The organism is Nakamurella lactea DSM 19367 (genome assembly GCF_000426645.1).
Taxonomy (GTDB): Bacteria; Actinomycetota; Actinomycetes; order Mycobacteriales; family Nakamurellaceae; genus Nakamurella; species Nakamurella lactea.
This window is the reverse complement of sequence record NZ_KE384551.1, coordinates 20,310-42,591: the sequence shown is the minus strand read 5'-3', so window position 1 is coordinate 42,591 and position 22,282 is coordinate 20,310. Positions and strand designations below refer to the sequence as shown.

At 71.1% G+C, this 22,282-nt stretch carries 19 protein-coding genes; 11 read left to right on the top strand and 8 right to left on the bottom strand.

Translation table 11 applies throughout. From position 1 onward, the window contains the following. Window positions 1-42: 42 nt before the first annotated feature. A complete protein-coding gene (locus K340_RS0125445) occupies window positions 43-276 on the bottom strand; it encodes a helix-turn-helix domain-containing protein (protein ID WP_029138765.1) in 234 nt (77 codons plus the stop codon). A gap of 237 nt (window positions 277-513) precedes the next feature. Here K340_RS0125445 and K340_RS33340 point away from each other — a divergent pair, with 237 nt between their 5' ends. The 4 genes from K340_RS33340 (at window position 514) to K340_RS0125425 (ending at window position 4,538) form a co-directional block, all read left to right on the top strand. After that, window positions 514-1,206: an SAF domain-containing protein gene (locus tag K340_RS33340; protein WP_084614996.1), complete on the top strand. Its 693-nt coding sequence runs from the start codon at window positions 514-516 to the stop codon at window positions 1,204-1,206. Between the two features lie 7 nt (window positions 1,207-1,213). Continuing rightward, a complete protein-coding gene (locus K340_RS0125435; RefSeq protein ID WP_029138764.1) occupies window positions 1,214-2,524 on the top strand; it encodes an AAA family ATPase in 1,311 nt (436 codons plus the stop codon). Window positions 2,525-2,595: 71 nt separating this feature from the next. Beyond that, entirely contained in the window at window positions 2,596-3,996 is a 1,401-nt protein-coding gene (locus K340_RS33335) for a WS/DGAT/MGAT family O-acyltransferase (RefSeq protein ID WP_037366879.1), read from the top strand. Continuing rightward, a complete protein-coding gene (locus K340_RS0125425; RefSeq protein ID WP_029138763.1) occupies window positions 3,993-4,538 on the top strand; it encodes a DUF6912 family protein in 546 nt (181 codons plus the stop codon). The genes K340_RS33335 and K340_RS0125425 overlap by 4 nt, the downstream gene beginning before the upstream one ends. A 146-nt stretch (window positions 4,539-4,684) precedes the next feature. On the opposite strand, the gene K340_RS0125420 is transcribed toward K340_RS0125425, so the two are convergent. Beyond that, window positions 4,685-5,047, bottom strand: a complete 363-nt coding sequence (locus K340_RS0125420; protein ID WP_029138762.1) for a VOC family protein — start codon at window positions 5,045-5,047, stop codon at window positions 4,685-4,687. A 148-nt stretch (window positions 5,048-5,195) separates the two neighbouring features. On the opposite strand from K340_RS0125420, the gene K340_RS0125415 reads away from it, so the two are divergent. Next, window positions 5,196-6,050, top strand: coding sequence for a helix-turn-helix transcriptional regulator (locus K340_RS0125415; RefSeq protein ID WP_029138761.1), 855 nt, complete (start codon window positions 5,196-5,198; stop codon window positions 6,048-6,050). A gap of 96 nt (window positions 6,051-6,146) precedes the next feature. On the opposite strand, the gene K340_RS0125410 is transcribed toward K340_RS0125415, so the two are convergent. Together K340_RS0125410 and K340_RS0125405 are read right to left on the bottom strand one after the other, a co-directional pair. Next, window positions 6,147-6,707 carry a YceI family protein gene (locus tag K340_RS0125410; protein ID WP_029138760.1) on the bottom strand — a complete coding sequence of 187 codons (561 nt, stop codon included), beginning with the start codon at window positions 6,705-6,707 and terminating at the stop codon, window positions 6,147-6,149. 147 nt (window positions 6,708-6,854) lie between these two features. Further along, window positions 6,855-10,904, bottom strand: coding sequence for an FtsK/SpoIIIE domain-containing protein (locus K340_RS0125405; protein WP_029138759.1), 4,050 nt, complete (start codon window positions 10,902-10,904; stop codon window positions 6,855-6,857). Between the two features lie 129 nt (window positions 10,905-11,033). Here K340_RS0125405 and K340_RS0125400 point away from each other — a divergent pair, with 129 nt between their 5' ends. The 5 genes from K340_RS0125400 to K340_RS0125380 all read left to right on the top strand — a co-directional run bounded on the left by K340_RS0125400 (window position 11,034) and on the right by K340_RS0125380 (window position 17,630). Beyond that, window positions 11,034-12,077, top strand: coding sequence for a LacI family DNA-binding transcriptional regulator (locus K340_RS0125400; protein ID WP_029138758.1), 1,044 nt, complete (start codon window positions 11,034-11,036; stop codon window positions 12,075-12,077). Between the two features lie 146 nt (window positions 12,078-12,223). Beyond that, window positions 12,224-14,014 carry a glycoside hydrolase family 13 protein gene (locus K340_RS0125395; protein ID WP_154674478.1) on the top strand — a complete coding sequence of 597 codons (1,791 nt, stop codon included), beginning with the start codon at window positions 12,224-12,226 and terminating at the stop codon, window positions 14,012-14,014. 78 nt (window positions 14,015-14,092) lie between these two features. Next, on the top strand, window positions 14,093-15,670 hold the full coding sequence (locus K340_RS33330) for an extracellular solute-binding protein (RefSeq protein ID WP_161632190.1): 1,578 nt from the start codon (window positions 14,093-14,095) through the stop codon (window positions 15,668-15,670). A gap of 23 nt (window positions 15,671-15,693) precedes the next feature. Beyond that, window positions 15,694-16,680, top strand: coding sequence for a carbohydrate ABC transporter permease (locus K340_RS0125385; protein ID WP_211229638.1), 987 nt, complete (start codon window positions 15,694-15,696; stop codon window positions 16,678-16,680). Then, a complete protein-coding gene (locus K340_RS0125380) occupies window positions 16,677-17,630 on the top strand; it encodes a carbohydrate ABC transporter permease (RefSeq protein ID WP_029138755.1) in 954 nt (317 codons plus the stop codon). Before K340_RS0125385 ends, K340_RS0125380 begins: the two co-directional genes overlap by 4 nt. Window positions 17,631-17,654: 24 nt before the next feature. Here K340_RS0125380 and rsgA read toward each other — a convergent pair whose 3' ends face one another. From rsgA to K340_RS0125365, 3 genes are all read right to left on the bottom strand, one after another. Further along, window positions 17,655-18,680 (bottom strand): ribosome small subunit-dependent GTPase A, encoded by a 1,026-nt coding sequence (gene rsgA, locus K340_RS0125375; protein WP_029138754.1) that lies wholly within the window; start codon window positions 18,678-18,680, stop codon window positions 17,655-17,657. A gap of 55 nt (window positions 18,681-18,735) precedes the next feature. Next, window positions 18,736-20,061, bottom strand: coding sequence for a 3-phosphoshikimate 1-carboxyvinyltransferase (gene aroA / locus K340_RS33325; protein ID WP_037366877.1), 1,326 nt, complete (start codon window positions 20,059-20,061; stop codon window positions 18,736-18,738). Window positions 20,062-20,127: 66 nt separating this feature from the next. Then, window positions 20,128-21,003, bottom strand: a complete 876-nt coding sequence (locus K340_RS0125365; RefSeq protein ID WP_029138753.1) for a septum formation family protein — start codon at window positions 21,001-21,003, stop codon at window positions 20,128-20,130. A gap of 156 nt (window positions 21,004-21,159) precedes the next feature. Between K340_RS0125365 and K340_RS33320 the strand changes: the two genes are divergently transcribed. Then, a complete protein-coding gene (locus K340_RS33320; RefSeq protein ID WP_211229637.1) occupies window positions 21,160-21,996 on the top strand; it encodes an SOS response-associated peptidase in 837 nt (278 codons plus the stop codon). Here K340_RS33320 and K340_RS0125355 read toward each other — a convergent pair. Further along, entirely contained in the window at window positions 21,968-22,189 is a 222-nt protein-coding gene (locus K340_RS0125355) for a hypothetical protein (protein ID WP_029138752.1), read from the bottom strand. The genes K340_RS33320 and K340_RS0125355 overlap by 29 nt on opposite strands. Window positions 22,190-22,282: the final 93 nt, after the last annotated feature.

Genomic DNA, 22,282 nt, shown 5'->3' with positions numbered 1-22,282 from the left:
TTCGGGGTTGGTCGTTTCCGCAGGCGGGACGAACCCGGGAGGTCAGCCGTCGAGCTCGGCGAACGACTCGGGTGCCTCGTCGAGCGCGGCTTCGGTCCGGCGGTAGGCCCGGTCGATGTATTCCTCGAGCTTGCTGCGCTCGACCCGCCACTGGTTGCGCCCACCGATCTGGATGCCCTGCAGGTCGCCGCTGCGGACCAGCGCGTAGGTCTGCGATGCGGAGATGTTCAGCACGTCCGCCACGTCGGCCAGGGTGAGGAACCGTTCGTTCGTCATGCTCGCTGCCTTCCGGTGAGGTTTCACGATCGGGTGATGCTGCACTGCCTGACAGGCACCCGGTTCGCCGCTTTCAGTATGCCTTGATGTCGTTGGCGGCCGTTTGAGTTGTCCACACCGCCGTCCGGCCAGTTGCGATAGTTTTCCGTTCGCGGCAGAGTCCCCTCAGCTGATGTGGACGACTGTTGAGGTGTGGACGGAAGCGGGTCAGGGGTTGCGGCAAGTGGTGGCACAAGCATGGTGACGACCGCGTCGCCGAGGTCGTCGTCCCCGGCGAGTTCCCCGGGAGTGCCGCCGGCACCGATCCCGCGCCGGATCGGCAAACCGAAGTGGCTCGATCCCCGGATCGTCATCGGCCTGCTGCTGGTGATCGCGGCGGTCGTGGTCGGGGCCAAGGTGATCGGTTCCGGGAAGCAGACGACTCCGGTCTGGGCGGCGGCGCACGAGCTTGCTGCCGGAACCGTGCTGGAAGCCGCAGACCTGGAACGGGCCGACGTCAACCTGGGCGAGGCGGCCGGTGGCTACCTGACGGCGGAGGAACCGGTGGCGGGCCGGGTCCTCAACCGGAGGATGAATGCCGGCGAGCTGGTGCCCGCCGGCGCGCTCGGCGATCTGCCGAGCGGTGGCCGGTTGCTGGCCGTCAACGTCGAGGCCAGCGGGCTGCCGCCCGGGGTCGCTCACGGCTCGCTGATCGACCTGTATCTGGTGCGCGGTGGGTCCGGTTCCGATGGCGCGGTCAGTACCGAGCGCATCGCCAGCGAGGTGACGGTGCAGACCGTTCGCGCGCCGTCCTCCGGCGGCCTGTCGGGCGCCGGGTCCAGCGACTACCAGGTGGTCCTGCTACTGGACGCCAAGACGGCCGACGCGCTGGTCAAGGCTCTGCCCACCGGCACGCCGATCATCACCCTGGTGACCGGAGTGCCACGGTGATCAACCGATGACCGGCGGGGTTGCGACCGCCGGCAGCGGGCACGACTGGGAGAACGAACTGGTGTCGGCGCTGGGCCGGCCGGGTGCATCGCTGTCGGTGGTCCGGCGCTGCGTTGACGTCGCCGACCTGCTGGCCGTCGCCGGCACCGGTCAGGCGGCCGTCGTGGTGGTGGCAGCGGACCTGCGCCGGCTGACCAGCGATGCCGTCCAACGGCTGGCGACGGCCGGGGTGGCGGTGGTCGGCGTCTACTCGGCCGACGATCAGCGGGCCAGGGTCCGGCTGGAGCGGATCGGGGTGACGACCGTCGTCGCCGACGACGCCGGACCGGAAGCGTTGGCCGACGCGGCCCGGACCGCAGTGCTCGAACGCACCCTCGGCGGTGCTCCGGGTACCGGCTTCGGCGATCCGCGGTCCGCGGTGCCGTGGCCGGGCCACGGCGGCACCGATCACCCGGACATGCTCCCGCCCAACGGATTCGACGCGTCCGAACCGGAGCGGCGACCCGGCCGGGTGATCGCGGTCTGGGGTCCGACCGGAGCGCCCGGCCGGACAACGGTCGCGCTGAACCTGGCCGCCGAGATCGCCGAGAGTGGGGCGCCCACCCTGCTGATCGACGCCGACACCTACGGCGGGGTGATCGCCAACGCGCTGGGGCTGCTGGACGAATCGCCCGGCCTGGCCGGCGCCTGCCGGATGGCCGCCAACGGACGACTGGACGCCGCGCAGCTGGCCGCGCTGAGCTGGCAGGTCGGGCCGATCCGGGTGCTCACCGGTATCGCCAGGACCGACCGCTGGCCAGAGGTGCGGGCCTCCGCGATCCCGGGGGTGCTCGCGGTCGCCAGGACCACGGCGGCGACCGTGGTGGTCGACTGCGGGTTCGGGCTGGAGGCGGACGAGGAGATCACCTTCGACACGGCCGCCCCCAGACGCAACGGCGCCACCCTCGCGGTGCTGGCCGACGCGGACCTGGTGCTCGCGGTCGGATCGGCCGACCCGCCCGGGATCGAACGACTGATGCGCGGGCTGGCCGACCTCGCCACCATGGTGCCGGACGCCGATCCCAGGGTGGTGCTGAACCGTCAGCGCAGGAGCGCCGCAGGCAAGGACGAGGCCGCTGACGCGGTCGCCAGGTTTGCCGGTATCGGCGTGCTCGCGGTGCTGCCCGAGGACCGGGAGGCCACCGACCTGGCCTGGCGGTCCGGGTTGCCGCTGTCCAGGGCAGCGGCCGGTTCGGCGTTGCGCACCGCGATCGGTGAGCTGGCCAGGACGGTCGCGCCCGCCGCGTCCGCCCCGGTTGCCGATCCGGCCTCGCGGTAGCCGCGGTCCCGCCGGCATCGCCCGTCCCGCGGTCGCCGCGGCGCTTCGGCCCGATATGCCACGATGACACCATGACGGATCGGTTGTCGCCCGGCGACACGGCCTTCCTGTACACCCAGGACGCCGCGACACCGATGCACGTCGGCGGTGTGGTGATCCTGCGCGGCGATCCCGAGGTGGACTACGACCGGATCGTCGCGCACATCGCCGAGCGACTCTCGCAGGTGCCCCGATACCGGCAGAAGGTCAGGGTGGTACCCGGTCGGCTCGCCCTGCCGGTCTGGGTCGACGACGAGGACTTCGACCTCACCTACCATGTCCGTCGGTCGGCACTTCCCAAGCCCGGCAACGATTCCCAGCTCGACGACCTGGTCGGCCGGCTAATCTCCCGCCCGCTGGACACGGAGCGGCCGCTCTGGGAGATGTATGTCGTCGAGGGGTTGTCGGACGGCCGGGTGGCGATCATCAACAAGACGCACGAGGCGATGGTCGACCGGCTCGGCGCGGTCGATCTGGCCGCGGCGATCCTGGACCTGACCCCGGACCCGGATCGCGGCCGGAGCCCGACCTGGATCCCGCAGCCCGCGCCGTCGAACGTCGACCTGGTGGTGGACGCGGTGTCCGATCTGACGGCCAGCCCCGGCGAACTGGTTGACGTCGCCAGACTGGCCGTCGTCGACCTGCGTTCGACGCTGTCCAGGGTGACCGACCTGGCCGGCGGCTTGATCGGCATCGTGCGGCAGACCTTCTCGCCCGCGCCGCGGTCGGCACTCGGCGTCAGCAGCACCGGCGCGCGTCGGTTCGCCCGTTACGCGGCCGACCTGGAGGTATTCCGCCGCATCCGGTCTGCCCGGGAAGGCACGGTCAACGACGTGGTGCTCGCGGTGCTGGCCGGCGCGCTGCGGGCCTGGCTGCTGTCCCGCGGCGAACCGGTCACCGACTCCACCGGGCTGCGGGCACTGGTGCCGATGTCGGTGCGGGTGAACGGCGGATCGGCACCGGTCGCCTCGTTCCTGGTCGACCTCCCGGTCGCCGAGCCGAGCCCGGTGATGCGGTTGCACCAGGTCGCGTTCCAGACCCGCGTGCACGCCGAATCCGGGCGTCAGGTGAGCGCCCGCTCGCTGGCCTCGCTGGGCCGCTACACCCCGCCGACGCTGCATGCTCTCGGCGCCCGGGTCGGCTCCCAACTGTCGCGGCGGTCCTACAACGTGCTGGTGACGAACGTCCCCGGCCCGCAGACCGCGCTGTTCGTGGCCGGCGCCGAGGTGCAGGCGATGTACCCCGTCGCCCCGTTGGTCAAGGGGCATGCGCTTGCGGTGGCCTGCACGTCGTACCGGGGCCGGGTCTACTACGGGCTGACGGCAGACCGGGAAGCGATGCCCGACGTCGAGGAGTTCGCCGAACTGCTGGCCGAGTCGCTTGCCGAGCTCGCGCACGGACTGCCGGCCAAGAAAGGTGGACACCGACGGTGAGGATCTATTTGCCGGCTACCCCGGCTCAGCTGCGCCGGATCGTCGCCACAGGCGAGGTGCGCCCGGTATCCGGCATCGGGTTCGGGGTGACGGATGCCCTGCGCGCCGAGTATCCCGGCGCCGACGACGAGGAACTCGAGTATCTGGCGATGACCGACGCTGCCAGGGCCAGCCTTCGACTGCTCGCCGCCGACGGCGTCGGGGATGCGGTGCCCGGCGACGCAAACAGCGAGTCGGCGCCGTCGTCCGGCGACCGGGCGATGCGGGTGGTAATCGCCGCCGACACCGACGATGCGACCGAGTATCCGCAGGGTGACAGGGCGGCGGTGCGGCTGTCCGGCCCGCTGCCATGGCGCAGCGTCGCCGCCGTCCACCTGGACGGCGCCGACGCCGCGCCCGCGGTGCTGGCGGCGATCGAAGCGGTGGATGCGGCCGACCTCGGCGACCTCGACGCGGAGTTCGCCGTCGGCGAGGCCACCTCCTACGAGCTCGCCTGGTACGCGCCGGATGAGATCGAGTACCTGATCGGCGAACTCGGCTGATCGTCACCGGCGGCGGCAACGGATCTGTCCCCCCGGTAGGGACTACCCGGGTACAACGGCCGCACCGAACGTTCGGCTGATCACCGTCAGACCCCCGTCCATCGCGGACTCGATCCGGGTGGCCAGCTGGTCCGGAAGGCCATGCCTCAGCCCGCCGCGGCGATGCAGAAGAGGTGACCCTCGGGGTCGGCGAGCACCAGCCAGTCGCCGTTGCCCGGTTGGAAGTCCGGTCTGCTCGCGCCGAGCGCGATCAGTTCGTCAGCGGCGGTGGCCGGATCGGCGACCTCGAGATCGAAGTGAGCGTGTTTCGCCGGGTCCGGCCAGGTCGGGCCGCGGTAACCGGCGACCCGCTGGAGGCCGAGCCTGATCGGGCCGCCGTTGTCGAGCTGGGCGCCGTCCTCGTCGGCGTGGATGACGTTCCAGCCCAAGGCTTTGCGGTAGAACTCGGCGAGTGCGGTCGGGTCTGCGCAGTCGAGGATGACGGTGGTGAGGATCGCGGGTGCGGACATTTCTGGTGACTCCCTTTCGACGTGGTGGCTGTCCTGGGAAGCGTGCCCGCCCCAGCACGTCCGGGTCTTGAAGATCCTTGCGACCCCGGGACCGCCGATTTCGAGGACTGCGGATCGAGTGTCGGACCCTGCCCGTAGCGTCCCGGCCATGCGTTCGATGACCGATCTGGCCGTGCGGCCCGGCTTCAGCGTCAGCAGTGTGACCTGCCGGGACGACCACACCGGGTGGTCGTCAGCCGAGATGGCCGGCGGGCACCGGGTGGTGCTGATCCGCCGCGGCCGGTTCCGCCGTCGTGCGGCGGGCTGCGTCGCAGAGCTCGATGCGACCGTCGGGTACCTGGCGTTGCCCGGCGACGAGGAGCATTTCAGTCACCCGGCCGGCGGCGACGTCTGTACGTCGGTGAACCTGACACGGGAACACTGGGCTGTTCTCGCCGGCGACGAGATGCGATTGCGGCGGCGGTCGGTGTACGTCGACGCGGCGCTCGCGCTGGCACACCGTCGGTTGCTGGCGGCCGCGACGACGGGGGAGACCGGACCCGTACTGTCCGAACAACTTCTCGGTCTGGTCGGCAGGGTGCTGACGCAGGCGGCGGCCGGGCCGGTGACGGCAGCCGCGGCCGGGCAGCGCGTATCGCCCGGCGATCAGGTGGTGGTGGCGCGAGCGCGGGCTGCCGTCATCGACGGCGACCCGGCGGCCGACGGGCTGTTCACGCTGGCGGACCTACTGGCGGTCTCGCCGTACCGGCTGAGCCGCGCGTTCAGCCGCGAGATGGGGGTGTCGCTGACCCGTTACCGCAACCGGGTCCGGGTCGGGCTCGCGCTGGATCGGCTGGCGCAGGGCGAACGCAGCCTCGGGGTGCTGGCCGCCGATCTCGGCTTCGCCGACCAGGCCCACCTGAGCCGCACCGTTCGGGAACACCTCGGGCAGACGCCGGTGGCGCTCCGCCGATTGTTGGCGCCGGACCCCGTGGTCGGTGGGTCGGGACGATCCCTGCGCTAGCGGACCGAAACGCCAGCAGCGGAAGTGCGACGAATTCGCACTTCCGCTGCTGGTCACTGCTGGTGGTACAACTGCCGGGTCGGGTCCGGCAGATCGTCACTCGCCGGAGGCGAGTACGAACTCGATGTCGATCGCGATCTCGATCTTGTCGGACACCACGGCGTTGCCGGCGCCGAAGCCCATCTGGATGTCGACGCCGAACTCCTTGCGGCTGATGGTGACCTCCGCGGAGAAGCCGGAGCGCTCCAAGCCGTAGGCGTCGGTCAGCGCACCGTTGAACTCGGCGGCCAGCTCGACCGACTTGGTGACGCCGTGCACGGTCAGGTCGCCGATCAGCGTGAAGTTCTCGCCGTCGAAATCGCGGATCCCGGTGGAGACGAAGTCGATGGTCGGGAACTTCTCCGCGTCCAGGAAGTCGGCCGACTTGACGTGGTCGTTGCGCTGTTCACTCTTGGTCTCGACCGAGGCCACGTCGATGACGGCGGTGACGGTCGAGTCCTCGATGCCGTTCGCGCCGACGGTCAGCGTGCCGGAGGTCAGCTCGAAGTTGCCCCGGACCTTGCCGACGCCCATGTGACGGGCCTTGAACGACACGTCGGTGTGGGTCGGGTCGGCGTTCCAGGTGCCGGCGGCGAGTGCGGTGGTTGAAGTGGTCATGGATCCGGGTCCTTCCGATCGGTTGTCCGTGGCCGGTCGGCTGCGGACTGCTGCTTGGCAAGTACATGAAGCTTCAACTTTCGTTGGCTCAAGAATATTCCGCGATGCCTGGGGCTGCAGCGTGAAACCGTCGGAAAGTGGGCGGCTTCACACCGCCGGCCGACCGGCCGGTGAGGCGATCTGCACCTCGGTCGGGTGACCGGCGAGCACCCAGTGACCGCGCCCGGGTGCCGCCGGGACCCGCCGGCGGGGCAGCGCGGTCTCGAGCACTGTGCCGTCGACGGCATCGGCGCCGAGCAGGACGCCGGTGCGGAAGGCGGCCGCCTCGGCGACCAGCCCGCGGTGACTGCGGGCGGCCAGGTCGAGCCGGACGCCCAACGCCAGGTACTGCCCGGCGCCGGCGACGGTCAGGAACCGCACCAGCACCTCGCCGGCCGGGTGGTCGGCGAACCGGTCGGCGTCGTCGGCCAGCAACAGCAGCCGCCCCTGATGGCCGGCCAGCAGGGTCACCAGCGGCGCGGCACCGCCGCGCAGGTCGAGGTCGGCAACTCCGGGCACCGGCTCGGCCGGTCGCAGCGTGGCCCGTACCACCCGGATCCCGGCCGCCGCCGCCCGGCCACCCAACACCGCCAGGGTGTTGCTGACACCGCTGCGCCGCCGGCCGGCCAACAGTAGGGCGCCGCCGGCGCCGGTGAGGTCGACCGTCAGCGGACCGGCCGCGTCACCGCCGACCCCGATCGGGACCGCCGCCGGCCGGGCTGTCGGCAGCACGTCGATCGGCACGGTCGTCGGCAGCGGCCGGATCACCCACCGAGCCGGCGCTCGGATCGGTGCCGGCTCCTGCATCGGTTCTGGTGCCGGCAGCGGCGCCGGCGCCGGCACGGTCAGCCGATCGATCGGTGCGCCCGCCGGGGCGACGGCGACCTGCAGCTCCCCGGCGGCGGCGCCGGCGAGCCGACCCCTACCGGGCGGTAGGCCGGCGACCGGCTCACCTCCGGCAGCCGCGGTGGCCAGCGCCAGCACCTCGGTGAAGGAGGCCGCCAGCCGGTGCTGAGCCAGCCGCGGGCCACCGGTGACCAGCACCCGGATACCGACGGACGGGCCGCGGCCGACGAGCTCGCCGAGGGTGCTCTGCCACTGGCCGTAGTCGATCGCGTCCAACGCGGCCGCCAGCGCCTCGAATCCGTCGATCGCCAAGCCCAGCACCGGCCACCCGCCGCCGGTGCCGCCGACCCTTTCGTTCAGCTCGTCGGTGAGGACGGTGAGCAACCGCAGGACCAACGCGGGTTCGGTCCCGTCCAGGTAGCTGTCGACGAGCGTTGGTCCGGTGCCAGGTGCCTGGTTGCCCGGCGTCCGGGTGCCCAGGTCGGTCAACGCCCGGCCGGGGTCGACCAGCAACAGCCGGCCGCCTGCTGCCGCCACGGCCCGAGTCCACCGTCGGGCGACCCCGGTGCGACCGGAACCCGCGGGACCGTGGACCAACAGCGAGCCCGTCGGCAGCGGCCAGGGGCGTTGCAACTGTTCGTCCGGCAGATCGAGCATCCCCAGGACGGCCGGATCCGGGTGCTCCAACAGCCGCGGCAACGGCGGTAGCCACGGAGGCGGTGGCAGCCGGGTGCCGGCGGCGGCGGTCGTCGCGAGGTCGATCAGCCTGGTCAGCGGGACCGGCCCGGCCGCCGGCGGCGGCGGTCGGTCGCGGCGCCAGACCTGCACCCGGTCGGTGCTGGGCGCCGTCACCTGCAGGGCCTGGAACGGCACTGGGCGTCCGCCGCCGGTGCGCAGCAGCCCGCGGCCCGGCAGCTGTGCCGGGACCCGGGCCGGTGCCGGACTGTCCAGCACGGCCATCGCATCGGCCGGATCGGCCACCCGCAGGCAGATCCGCGCCGAGGTGTTGGCCAAGATCGCCGGACTCACCACACCCGTCGGCCGCTGGGTGGCGAGCACCAGGTGCAGCCCGAGCGACCGGCCGCGTTGGGCGATGTCGACCAGGCCGGACAGGAAGTCCGGCAGCTCGGCGGCCAGCGTGGCGAACTCGTCCACCACGATCACCAGTCGCGGCGGGGCGTCGGCGGCCGGCAGCCCGGTCAGTTCGGCCACTCCGGCATCGGCCAGAACCCTTTCCCGGCGCCGGATCTCGGCGCGAAGGCTGGACAGCGCACGGGCGGCCAACCGCGGATCGAGGTCGGTGACCAGCCCACTGGTGTGCGGCAACCGGGCCGCCTCGGCAAAGGCGGCGCCGCCCTTGTAGTCGACCAGCAGCAGCGCCAGCTGCTGCGGCGGCAGCTCGGTCGCGAGGCCGGCGATGAGCGTCTGCAGCAGCTCCGACTTGCCCGCGCCGGTGGTACCGGCGATCAGTAGATGTGGGCCGTCGGCGGCCAGATCCAGACCCAGCGCGCCGGCCGGCCCCACCCCCAGGACGAACCGCGGCCGCGATCCCCGCTGCCAGTTGGCCGCCAGCGTCGCGGGGCTCGGCACCGGCCCGCAGACCTGCCGCGGCAGCAGGCCGGCGCCGCTTGCGGAGACCGTGAGTGGAGCGAGCGCGCCGGCCAGCTCGGCGAGATAACCGGGCCCGACCCCGACCGGATCGCCTGCCGCCCGGTCCAGGTCGAGCACCTGTCGGCAGGCCGCGGGCAATCCGGTGCGGGTCCGGGCGACGACGATCACCAGCAGGCGGTCGTCATTGCGCCGCAACAGTTCTGCAACCGAGTCGTCGTGGCGCAGTCGTTCGACGCCGTCGATCAGCACGACCGTCAGCCGGTTGTCGTCGTCGGACCGGGCGAGCGCGGCCAGCAGCGTGGCCGGGTCGCGGTGGACCCGGCCGGGACCGTCGGGTCGGCCGGCGTGCGGAACGTCGCGCAGCACCGAAAGATCGTCGGCGGCGGACAACACCTGCAGCGCCAGCACGGACGGCGGGAACAGGCCGATGAGTTGGGCCAGCAACCACCGCAGTCCGCCGCGGCGGCCGCCGCAGATGCCGAGTACCCCCGAGCGTGGCAGTGGGGAGGGGAGCGGTACGTCGTGCAGCTCCGTCGGGCCCGCGCCGGGGAGCCGGCTCGGCCCGGACCCGATCTCGAGCACGACGTCGAACGACGGTGGGTCCGGACCGCCGTCTGCCGACCCGGTCGGCGCCGCGCCGGCGGTCGGCTCGGTCTTGGTCGGCTCGGCGACGGCCGTTGGCATCCGTCGTTCCCACAGCCTGGTCCCGCCGTCCCTTGCCCATCGCAGCAGCCGGGCCGGGTCGGCGAATCGCTCCCAGCGATCGGCCCGCTCGGCGGCCAGTCCGTCCGCCAGTGCAGCGGTGTAGGCGGCCAGGGTGGCGGCATGCTCGGCCGTCATCCTGCGGTGCGAGCGCCGGCCGGCCACCCGGTCGCCGAGCCCGGTGGCCAGCATGGTGATCGGGCCGAGGGCCGCCATCAGCAGGAACATCCACATCCCGGTGAGCAGCGCGATGCTCACCCCGGCCACCGCTCCGGCCAGGGAGGCGATCACCGGCAGCGGGCGGCGCTGCCGGACCGGCGGCGGCCCTGGATCCGGCGGCAGTTGCCGGGCGAAGCCGCTCGGCGCCGCCGCCGGCAGGGTCAGCACCCAGTGCCCGGCACCGTCCGGATGACGCAACATCGGGACCACCGCTGGCAGGTCCAGGCGGACCCGGCTGGCGCCGAGCGCGGCGATCTCGCCGACCGCCAGCGGCACTGGGTGGCCGGGTCCGCAGTCCCGATCGCCGACCCGGGTCCCGTTGGTGGACAACAGGTCCGCGATGACGATCCCGGTCCGGTCGGGGAATCCGGCCGCCGCGGCGCCGCCGACGACCGCATGCCGGGCGGACACCTCGGGATCGGCGAGCACCAGATCGGCATCGGGTGCCCGGCCGATCCGTACCGGGTCATCCTCGAGCGCGACGGAGCCGCCGGCCGTCGGCCCGGCGATGCAGTCCAGCACCAGGGCGCCGGCGATCGGCGGGCCGGCCACCGGCCAGGTCTGCAGGGCCGCACCGGCCAGGAGTGGGGGCAGGCCCAGCGGCTGCTCCGGATCCAGCGGCGCCGCACCGAGGTACAGCGGGCTGTCGGCCGCCAGCCCGGCGGCCCGGCAGACCAGCGGCCCGACCTCGCCCCAGCGGGCGGCCGCCGGCGCCCGCACCACCAGATCGACGGCGGCCCCAGGGGACCGCAGCAGGATCGGGATCTCGGCATCTGTCATCGGGCCATGGTCGACGCGGCGACCGACGGGCCACGGACCACGGCGTCACCGCTGTGGACAACCTGCGGTAAGTGGACAACGACCGCAACCGAGCGCAAGGAGCTTGCAAACTTGCGTAATATCACCAGCATGGCGAAGCGGCTGTCGGACGTGGCGAAGAAGGTCGGGGTCAGCGAGGCGACGGTCTCGCGGGTCCTCAACAACAAGCCCGGGGTGTCGCAGGCGACCCGGGATGCGATCCTCACCGCGCTGGATGTGATGGGTTACGAGCGGCCCAGCAAGCTGCGCGGCGAACGTGGCCGGCTGGTCGGTCTGGTGCTCCCGGAACTCGGCAACCCCATCTTCCCGGCGCTGGCCGAGGTGATCGGCGGGGCATTGGCGCAGCAGGGATTCACACCGGTGTTGTGCACCCGCACTGCTGGCGGTGTGACCGAGTCGGAGTACATCGACCTGCTGCTGGCGCAGCACGTCTCGGGGGTGATCTTCGCCGGTGGGCTGTTCGCCGAACGGGCCGCCGACCACGGGCACTACGCCAGGCTGGCGGCCGTCCGGCTGCCGGTCGTGCTGATCAACGGTGCGGTCGAGGGACTTGGCTTTCCGCGGGTCTCCTGCGACGAGTTGATCGCCATGCAACAGGCCCTCGGACATGTCAGATCCCTGGGACACGAACGGATCGGGCTACTGCTCGGGGCGCCGGACCACATCCCGTCGGAGCGCAAGCTGGCCGCCGCAACGGTGCTGGCCGGCCGGGCGGGCGCCGAGCTGGATCCGGCGATGGTGGTGCACAGCCAGTACGCCCTTGAGGCCGGCCAGACCGCCACCAACCGGCTGTTGGAGGCCGGCGCGACCGCGATCGTGTGTGCCAGCGATCCGCTGGCGTTGGGCGCCATCCGCGCGGTGCGCAGGGCCGGCCTGGAGGTTCCGGCCGACGTCTCGGTCGTCGGCTACGACGACTCCGCCCTGATGAGCTCGACGGATCCGGCGCTGACCACGGTGCGGCAGCCGATCGAGCCGATGGGCCGCGCCGCGGTCGACATCCTGTCCCGGATGATCGCGGGCCAGGAGGTGCCCGACGAAGAGCTGCTGTTCGAACCGGAGCTGGTGGTCCGGCGGTCTACCTCGATGGCTCGCGACCGGCGGCTGTCGACGCGGTCCGGTAGAACGGACTCGTGATTTGATCGCGTTTCGATAACGCGTCTGTCAGGTTCTTGCGCTATTCCCGTCGACTAGTTACGGTCGAGCCCATTCCGCAGCTGCCACGGTGCCCGACCAGCGGGCGCACACACTGGCGATCGCGGACGGGACGAGGGAGTCCAGACGTGGTCAGCAGCCCGACCGATCGGCCGGCAGCGCCGTCCGAGCGGTGGCGCAGTGCCGAGCAGCGGCGCAGTGCCGAGCAGCGGCGCAGTGCCGAATGGTGGCGCAGTGCGGTGATCTACCAGATCTATCCGCGCAGCTTCGCCGACGGGAACGGCGACGGCACCGGCGATCTCGCCGGCGTCAGGTCCAAACTCGAATACCTTCGGGCGCTGGGTGTCGACGCGGTCTGGTTCACCCCGTGGTACGTCTCGCCGCTGGCCGACGGTGGCTACGACGTCGCCGACTACCGGGCGATCGACCCGGCCTTCGGCACCCTGCAGGAGGCCGAGTCGCTGATCGCGGAGGCGGCCGAGTTGGGCATCCGGACCATCGTCGACATCGTGCCCAATCATGTCTCCGACCAGCACCCATGGTTCAGGGAGGCCCTCGCGGCCGGTCCCGGATCGCCCGAGCGGCAACGCTTCTGGTTCCACCCGGGGAAGGGCGCTGACGGCTCGGAGATCCCGACGCACTGGGTATCGAGCTTTCAGGGCAGCACCTGGACCCGCACCGCGGACGCCGACGGCCGGCCGGGAGAGTGGTACCTGCACCTGTTCACCCCGCAGCAGCCCGACGTGAACTGGAATCACCCGGATGTCCGCCGCGAGCACGAGGACATCCTGCGGTTCTGGTTCGACCGGGGCGTTGCCGGCATCCGGATCGATTCGGCCGCACTGTTGATCAAGGACCCCGGCCTGCCGGAGGTCGGGACCGACGCCGGTGCCGGCCGACACCCGTTCACCGACCGCGATGAGTTGCACGAGGTCTACCGGAGCTGGCGGGCGGTCGCCGACAGTTACCCCGACCCGAGGATCCTGGTCGGCGAGATCTGGCTGCCGGACGCCCGGCGGTTCGCCGACTATCTACGCCCCGACGAGATGCATACCGCCTTCAACTTCCAGTTCATGTCGTGCCCCTGGGACGCCAAGCAGCTCAGGGAGTCGATCGAGACGACGCTGGAGGTGCACGCATTGGTCGGCGCCCCGGCCACCTGGGTGTTGTCCAACCACGACGTGACCCGGCCGGTGACCCGGTATGGCCGGCAGGACACCTCGTTCGCCTTCGAGGCCAAGCGATTCGGCACCCACAGCGATCTGCGGCTCGGCACCCGGCGGGCTCGGGCGGCGGCGCTGCTCAGCGCGGCGTTGCCGGGCAGCCTGTATCTCTACCAGGGCGACGAGTTGGGTCTGCCGGAGGTCGAGGATCTGCCCCGCGAGGCCATCCAGGACCCGATGCACTTCCGCTCCGACGGGGTCGATCCGGGCCGCGACGGATGCCGGGTGCCGCTGCCGTGGACCGCCGATCCCGCGTTCTCCCACGGCTTCTCCGGCCCGGTCAGGCCCATCGGATCGGTCGGTCGGGTCGGCCCCTCCGGGCCCATCGGCCCGGCCGATCCCGTCGGGGCGGACGGCGGACGGCCGTCAGCCCCGTGGCTCGCCCAGCCCGACTGGTGGGGGGAGCGAGCGGCCGATGTCCAGGCCGGCGACCCCGGCTCGATGCTCAACCTGTATCGGTCGGCGCTGGCCCTGCGCCGGTCCGAGCCGGCACTGCAACACGCCCCGCTCGACTGGCTCGACCTGCCAGGTGCCGGTTCCGAGGTGCTGGCGTTCGTCCGCGGCGACATCGCCTGCCTGGTCAACCTCGGCGCCGCTGCGGTGCCGTTGCCGCACTACTCCGAGGTGCTGATCGCCAGCGGGGACCGCCCCGATGGCGAGCTGCCAACGGACAACGCCGTCTGGCTCCGGCTCTGACGGAACGACGACAGCGGGGTCGCCGACCCCGCCCGACCCACCGCAGGTTCGGATCACCTGCGCCGACAAGGAGCGACAATGAAGTCACCACGCATCATGAAGGCGTGCACCCTGGTAGCCGCGATCGGTCTCGGGACGACCCTGGCGGCGTGTTCCTCGGCCGCCACCGACGCGGGATCGGCACCGGCCAACGCGGCCGCCGGCCAGGACGCGAGCAGCCCGGCCGGCACTACCCCGCCGACCACCGACGCGGCCAGCACCGACTCGAGCGCTGACGCCAGCACGGAATCCAGCACCGAGGGCGCGGGCGACGGCGCCGGTAGCAGTCCGGCCGCGAGTAGTCCGGCCGCGAGCAACCCCAATGTCCTGGACCCGAACACCAAGGTCACCCTGAACGTCGTCGGACTGCTACCCGGATCGAAGCCCGACGCGATCAAGGCGCTCGCCGACGAGGTCGCCCAGTTCCAGAAAGAGAATCCGAACATCACCGTCAAGACCCACGATTACGAGTGGAAGGCAACGACATTCGCTGCCGACCTGGCCGGTGGAACCCTGCCCACCGTCTTCGAGATCCCGTTCACCGACGGCAAGACGTTGATCGCGAACGAGCAGATCGCCGACATGCAGCCGTATTTGGATCAGCTGGCGTACGCCAAGGAGTTCAACAAGAACGTGCTGCAGTACGGCCAGGGCCCGAACGGCGACGTCTACGCCATCCCGGCCAAGAGCGTCTACGGCGTCGGGTTGCACTACAACCGCGAGCTGTTCACCCAGGCCGGCCTGGACCCCGACAAGCCGCCGACCAGCTGGGACGAGGTTCGGGCCGCGGCCAAGGCGATCGCCGGCAAGACCGGGCAGGCCGGCTTCGCCCAGATGTCGCAGAACGGGACCGGCGGTTGGCAGCTGACTGTTGACACCTACGCGCGTGGCGGTCGGGTCGAGACCAACGACGGTGACAAGGCCACCGCCACGGTGAACAACGACCAGACCAAGGCTGCGCTGCAGTTCCTGCACGACCTGCGCTGGACCGACAATTCGATGGGTGCCAACTTCAACTACGACTGGGGCAGCATCAACCAGGCGTTCGCGGCCGGCAAGGTCGGTATGTACACGTCCGGCCAGGATGTCTACACATCGTTGGTGCAGACCAACAACATCGACCCGAAAAGCTATGGGCTGACGATGATCCCGCTGCAGGGTGCGGACTCCGGTGTGCTCGGCGGTGGCACCATGGCGGCGGTGACCGCCACCGCGTCCTCCGACGAGAAGGCGGCGGCGATCAAGTGGATCGACTTCCACTACCTGCGCAAGTACACCGACCAGACGGCGGCGGTGGCGCTGGCCAAGATCCAGCTGGCCAGCAAGCAACCCGTCGGGACCCCGGAACTGCCGATCTTCAGTGAGCAGCAGTACGAGACCTACAAGAGCTGGATCGCCCCGCTGGTCAACGTCCCGCTCGATCAGATGACGGGCTTCACCGACAAGATCCTGGACGCCACCCTGGTCAACGAGCCGGCCGTCGCGACGCAGGACGTTTACGCCGCCCTGGAACCGGTGGTGCAGGCGGTGTTGACGAACAAGGACGCGAACATCGATGCGCTGTTGAACGACGCGAACTCCAAGGCGCAACGCGCCATCGACGCGGCGAGCCGCTGACCGGTCCCCAGGAGTGATGAGCCGTGGGCGCTGCCCGCACCCTGACGCCGCCGGCCGACCTCGAGGCGGTCGCCACCGCTGACCGGCCGGCGCGCGCCGGCGGTGCCGGCCGCCGGTCCGGCCCGCTGACCTGGGTACGGCGGGGCGGGTTGAGCACGCTGGTGTTCGCCCTGCCGCTGCTGGTGGTTTTCGGGTTCTTCTCCTGGTGGCCGATCGTCAGGGCGGTCGTGATGAGCTTCCAGCGGACGAACCTGGTGAAGCCGGCGACCTGGGTGGGTTGGGACAACTTCCGCTACGTGCTGACCGATCCTGACCTGCCGGTCGCGATCCGGAACACGGCGTACTTCGCGCTGCTGGCACTGGTCATCGGGTTCCCGATCCCGTTGCTGCTCGCGGTTCTGATGAGTTCGGTGCGCCGGGCAAAGGGCCTGTACTCGGTGTTGGCCTATCTGCCGGTGGTGGTGCCTCCGGTGGTCGCGGTGCTGCTGTGGAAATTCTTCTATGACGGCTCGGCCGACGGCGTCTTCAACACCATCCTCGGTTGGGTGGGCCTCGGGCCCTACGCCTGGTTGTCGAGTCCGTCTTTGGCGATGCCGTCGCTGGTGCTGGAGGCCACCTGGGCGGCGGCGGGCGGAACGGTGATCATCTACCTGGCCGCGCTGATCGGCGTGCCGGGGGAAGTGTACGACGCCGCCGAGGTCGACGGCGCCGGTCTGTGGCACAAGGTCTGGCATGTCACCATGCCGCAGCTGCGGGGCGTCCTGTTCATCACGTTCATTCTGCAGATCATCGGCACCGTACAGGTTTTCATCGAGCCGTTCCTGTTCACCGGCGGTGGCCCGGCGAACGCGACCCAGACCATCCTGCTGATGATCTACCAATATGCCTTCGGGCGTTCGCTCGGCGGCGACTACGGGGCGGCCACCGCCCTGTCGGTGATGCTGGCCGCCGTGCTGGCCGTCCTGTCGGTCCTGTACTTCCGGCTCACCGCGAGTTGGAGCAAGACATGACACTGCCGACCCGACAACGGATCCGACCGCCGGCGGGTCGGGACCGTGGCACCCGCAAGGGCTCGGGACTCGAGGGCGACCGCGGGTTCGTCTCCGACCAGGACTGGCGCCGGCCCGGCGTCCGGCGCACCCTCGGCGGACTGCACCTGGTGCTGCTGGTGCTATTGGTGGTGATCGGCGTCGGGCCGATGCTGCTGCTGGCGAAGTTCGCGATCACCCCGACCCAGGACATCATCCGGACGCCGCTGGCGATCTTTCCGCACGGCATCGCCTGGTCCAACATCTCCCAGGCGTGGAACGACGTACAGATCAGCAGGTACTTCCTGAACACGGTCTGGGTGGCACTCGGGTCGTGGTTCGTGCAACTGCTGGTGGCCACCACCGGCGGCTTCGTGCTGTCGGTGCTCCGCCCGAAGTGGGCGGCCCTGGTCAATGCGTTGGTGATCGCCACCCTGTTCGTGCCGGCGGTGGTGCTGCTGGTGCCGCTCTACCTGACGGTGCTGCACCCCCCGGTGATCGGTACCTCGCTGATCAACACCTACTGGGCGGTCTGGCTGCCGGCCGGGGCCAGCGCGTTCAACGTGGTGCTGATGGCCCGGTTCTTCGACTCGCTGCCACGAGAGATCTTCGAGGCGGCCAGAGTGGACGGCGCCGGCCCGTTCCGGTTGTTCGCCTCGATCGTGCTGCCGATGTCCAAACCGATCCTCGGGGTGGTGTCGGTGTTCGCGTTCATCGCCAGCTGGAAAGACTTCCTCTGGCCGATGCTGGTGCTGAAGAACCCGGATATCCAGCCGCTGTCGGTGCGGCTGCCGAGCATCGCGGCCCAGACCGATCTCGGCGTATTCCTTGCGGCGCTGGCGATCTCGACGCTGATTCCGGTCCTGCTGTTCATCGGGTTTCAGCGACTGTTCCTCAGTGGCGCCGGCCTCGGCGGCGCGGTCAAGGGCTGACCGGTCAAGGGCCGACGGAGTTCGTCAGCCGGCGTCGGTTTCCAGGCCGGCCCGGGAGTTCAGCAGCCGGCGGAACGAGGCCAGCCGGCCCGCGGTGGCGCCGCCGGCAGCGACGAAGCCGTCCAGCGCGCACGGCGGGCCCAGGTGGTCGCAGTTCGGCGGGCAGTCGGCGGTCGCCCCGACCAGATCGTCGAAGGCCACCAGCAGATCGTCGGCGGTGACGTGGGCCAGACCGAACGAACGAACCCCGGGGGTGTCGATCACCCAGCCGCCGTCCGGGAGTTCCAGTGCCACTGCCGAGGTCGACGTGTGCCGGCCCTTCCCGACGCCGGTCACCGAACCGATGGCCCGGTCTGCGTCCGGGACCAGGGCGTTCACCAAGGTGGACTTGCCGACCCCGGAGTGGCCGATCAACACCGATAGTCTCTCGTGCAGCATCCCGCGAACCCTGTCCACCAGGGCGCCGTCGAGATCGCGGCCGGAGTCCTTGCGCGACACCAGGATCGGCAGGTCCAGATCGTCGTAGGCGGCGATCAGCCCGGTCGGGTCGGCCAGATCGGCCTTGGTCACCAACAGCACCGGCTGCAGACTGCCGGCAAAGGCCGCGACCAGGCACCGGTCGACGAATCCGGTGCGCGGCAGCGGGTCTGCGGCCGCGGTCACGATCACCAGCTGGTCGGCGTTGGCCACCAGCACCCGCTCGCTGGTGTCGGTGTCGTCGGCAGAGCGGCGCAGCACCGAGGTGCGCGGCGCGATCCGCACCACCCTGGCCAGGGTGTCGTCGTGCCCGGTGGTGTCGCCGACCAGGTCGACCCGGTCGCCGACCGCGATCGCCCGGCGGCCCAGTTCCCGTGCCCGCATCGCCATCACCCGGCGTTCCCGCTTCGTCCGCTCGTCGACCAGCACCGTGTAGCGGCCCCGATCGACGGTCACGACGAAGCCGCGGACGGCGTCCGAGTGGGCGGGCCGGGTCTTGGTGCGTGGCCGCGACCCCGGCGACGGCCGCACCCGGACGTCGTCGTTGTCCCACCCATCGGCGAGCCGGCTCACGATGTCTCCCCGCTCGTCACTCGCGGGTTGACCTCGTTCGGCGCCGATGACGGGCTCACAAGTTCGCTCGGTGCAGTACTCCGTCGGTGGCAGCGCCGGAGTCGACGGCTGAGCCGGCCAGAAGTGCCGTCCACATGGCGGAGAAACCGGGCAGAGTCTTAGAGGTGCTGGCGATGTCGTCCACTCCTACCCCGGGCACCCGCAGGCCGACGATGGCACCCGCGGTCGCCATCCGGTGATCCGCGTAGGCCAGCCAGTCGCCGCCGTGCAGGTCGGCCGGCTCGATGTGGATGCTGTCCGCATCGGTGGTCACCGCGCCGCCCAACGCGCGGATGTCGTGTTCCAGTGCCGCCAGCCGATCCGTTTCGTGGCCGCGCAGATGACCGATGCCGCGAAGGTGGCTGGGGCCGTCGGCAAGGACCGCGACCGCGGCAACGGTCGGGGTCAGCTCGCCTACGTCGTGCAGGTCGATGTCGATGCCCGCCAATCGATCCGGGCCGATCACCGTCAGCCCCGCCGCGTCCAGCCGGACCGTGCAGCCGAAACGCTCGGCGATCTCCCGGAAGGCGTCGCCGGGTTGGGTGGTGACGGCCGGCCAGTACGGAACGGTCACCGCACCGCCGGTGACGGCTGCCGCGGCCAGGAACGGGGTGGCGTTGGACAGGTCGGGTTCGATCGGCAGTGTCCACGGTTGCACCGGCCCGGGTTCCACCCGCCAAGTGTTCGGTTCGCTGTCGTCGACCACCACGCCCACCGAGCGCAGGTTCTGCACCGTCATCTCGATGTGGGGCAGCGACGGCACCGGCTTGCCGTCGTGGTGCACGGTCACCCCGCGGTCGAACGACGGGGCGGCCAGCAGCAGTCCGGAGACGAACTGGGATGACGCGGAGGCGTCGATGGTCACGGTGCCGCCGGCCAGCGAGCCGGTGCCGCGCAGCACGAACGGCAGGGCATCGCCGTCGATGTCGGCGCCGAGCGCGCGCAGGGCGGCCAGGACGGTTCCCATCGGCCGGCGCCGGGCCTCCGGGTCGCCGTCGACGGTGATCTCGCCGTGTCCGGTCGCTGCCAGCGGCGGCAGGAACCGCATCACGGTGCCGGCCAGCCCGCAGTCGATGGCGGCGGGCCCGTGCAACGGCGCCGGTCGGACCAGCCAGTCGGTCGCGGTGTCGTCGACCGCCACGCCGAGCGCCCGCAGTCCCGCGACCATCAGCGCGGTGTCCCGGCTGCGCAGCGGAGCCACCACCGTCGACGGCGCGGTGGCCTGGGCGGCCAGGATCAGCGCCCGGTTGGTCAACGACTTCGAACCCGGCACGGCCACCACCCCGGACACCGGGCCGGCCGCGACGGGTGCGACCCAGCGGGCCGGCGACGGGACTGTCATCGGTCCATGATCCCGTACCGGGGCGGTCGGACGACGTGCCGGGTGCCGTAGCTCATCGACGGGCGCTCAGGTACCGGGGAACGGACGGTCGCCCCAGCCCAACAGGGTGCCGACGAAGGCCTGTCCGGTGGTGGAGGTCGCCCAACAGGCGGTCCGGCCGCCCGACTCCTGCCAGCCGGTCAGCGACAGCTCGCCGTGGAAGGTGGGATCGGGGGCGCCGATCAGCCTGGCCCCCTCCCGATGGCAGTTCAACCGGTCGCGGACGTCGACGAAGTCGGTGAGCTGCTCGGCGTAGTGCGGCTCGGTACAGGGAACCGCCTCGCCGCCGATCACCTGGGCACAGCGGGAGAACGCCGCCGGCATCGGGCCGGCAGCCGCGTCGGCGACCGACCCGAGATAGCTGACCGGCAGGGTGTCGCCGGCCGGACGGACCTGGCAGGCCAGCCAGCGCTGATCGTTGTTCCACTGGTTCGTCGACGGTGCGGTGGCTACTGCCTCGATCTGTGGACGGACGTGCGCAACGGCAGCCGCGGCAGAGCCACCGCTGCCGATCCCGGCGTACTCCTCGGCCGCGGCCGTGCAGGCCGCCGCGGCCTGCTGCATCACCGGCGCACCGAGCGACTCCGGGTACGGCGTCGCGTCGTCCAGCGTCAGCACGGCCACGATCTCGGCCGAATGCGCCGTGCTGCACGGCACAGTCCCGACGCTGATGACACGGACCAGGTTCTCGGGTCGATCGATGGGAGCCAGGCACTGTCCGACGGTCGGCGGCGGTGCCGGCGGCGCGGCGACCGCGAGACCGTTCGCCCGGCGGCCGAGCACGCCGGGCACGCACAGGGTCGCGATCAGGGCGACCGCCAGCAGTCCGTAGCCGTACACGCGTCGGTCATCCGCCGAGGTGCGGGTGACCACCTCGTCGGCGTCGATGACCGGCGTGTTCATGGCTGTGTGCTCACGATCACAGTGTCCTCGATCCCCGATCGATTGACCAGACTGCGGCGGCCGCCGGGACCACATCGTCACCATATGGTGACGATATCGGACGGTGACGGGAAGCTGGTCGGCGGCGGGTGCTGACGCCGGACACCCGGTCGGAGGTTGCACACCAAGGTCAGCACCCTTCGCCGCCGGGCCGTCGCGGTGTCGGCGCGCCGTGGCAGCATCGTCGGTATGTGCGGAAGGTATGCGAGCACCCTGGACCCGGAAACGCTCTACGGGGTGTTCGAGGCCGAGCCCGATCCGATCGCACCGCCCGGCAGCGGGATGTACGGCGGCGACGTGCCACGACCCCGGTACAACATCGCGCCGACCGACACCGTGGCGATCGTCCGGGTCCGGCCGGAACGGGACGACGCACCAGCGGGACGGTTCGTCGGCGAGGCCCGCTGGGGACTGGTGCCCTCGTGGGCCAAGGACATCAAGGTCGGCAGCCGGATGTTCAACGCCCGGGCCGATTCGGTGCCGACCAAGCCGGCGTTCCGCAACGCGTTCGAGCGTCGGCGGGCGCTGGTGCCGGCCAGCGGCTACTACGAGTGGCGGGTGATCGGTACCGACGCGAAGGGCAAGCCCCGCAAGCAGGCGTTCTACATCACCCCGCAGGACGGCTCGGTGATGGCGTTCGCCGGCCTCTGGGAGTTCTGGCGGTCGCCGGAGGGGGAGCCGGTGGTGTCCACCTCGATCATCACCACGGACGCGGTCGGGCGAATGCAGCAGATCCACGACCGGATGCCGTTGGTGCTGCCCGCCTCCGAGTGGGATCAGTGGCTGGACCCCGCGGTGGCCGCCGCCGACCTGCTGCCGATGTTGGCGCCGCCCGACCTGCACTTGGTCGATGCCCTTGAGTTGCGGCCGGTGGGCGCGGGCGTCGGCAACGTCCGCAACGATTCACCGGACCTGGTCGTCGAGGTCACCGCCGAGGAGCCGGTCGCCGGCTGACCGCGGCGCGGTGCGCTGCGATCGCGGCCAGATCCTGTTTGAGCCTGCTGTCGTCCCGGTCGGTGACCCGTTCCCGGTCGAAGCCGAAAGGGACCGAGCCGTAGCCGGCCATCCGGCGATGGTTGTGCTGCAGGGCGGCAACGACGCCCAGCACCAGCGCGATGAAGGCGAAGAGTGCGATGAGGTTCGTCATGGCAGAAAGTCTGCGCTGATCGAAGAACTGCCACCAGTGGCAGAAATGCCGGACTACGTCGATTTTCTGCCAACCTGCTGGCATGATGACCCG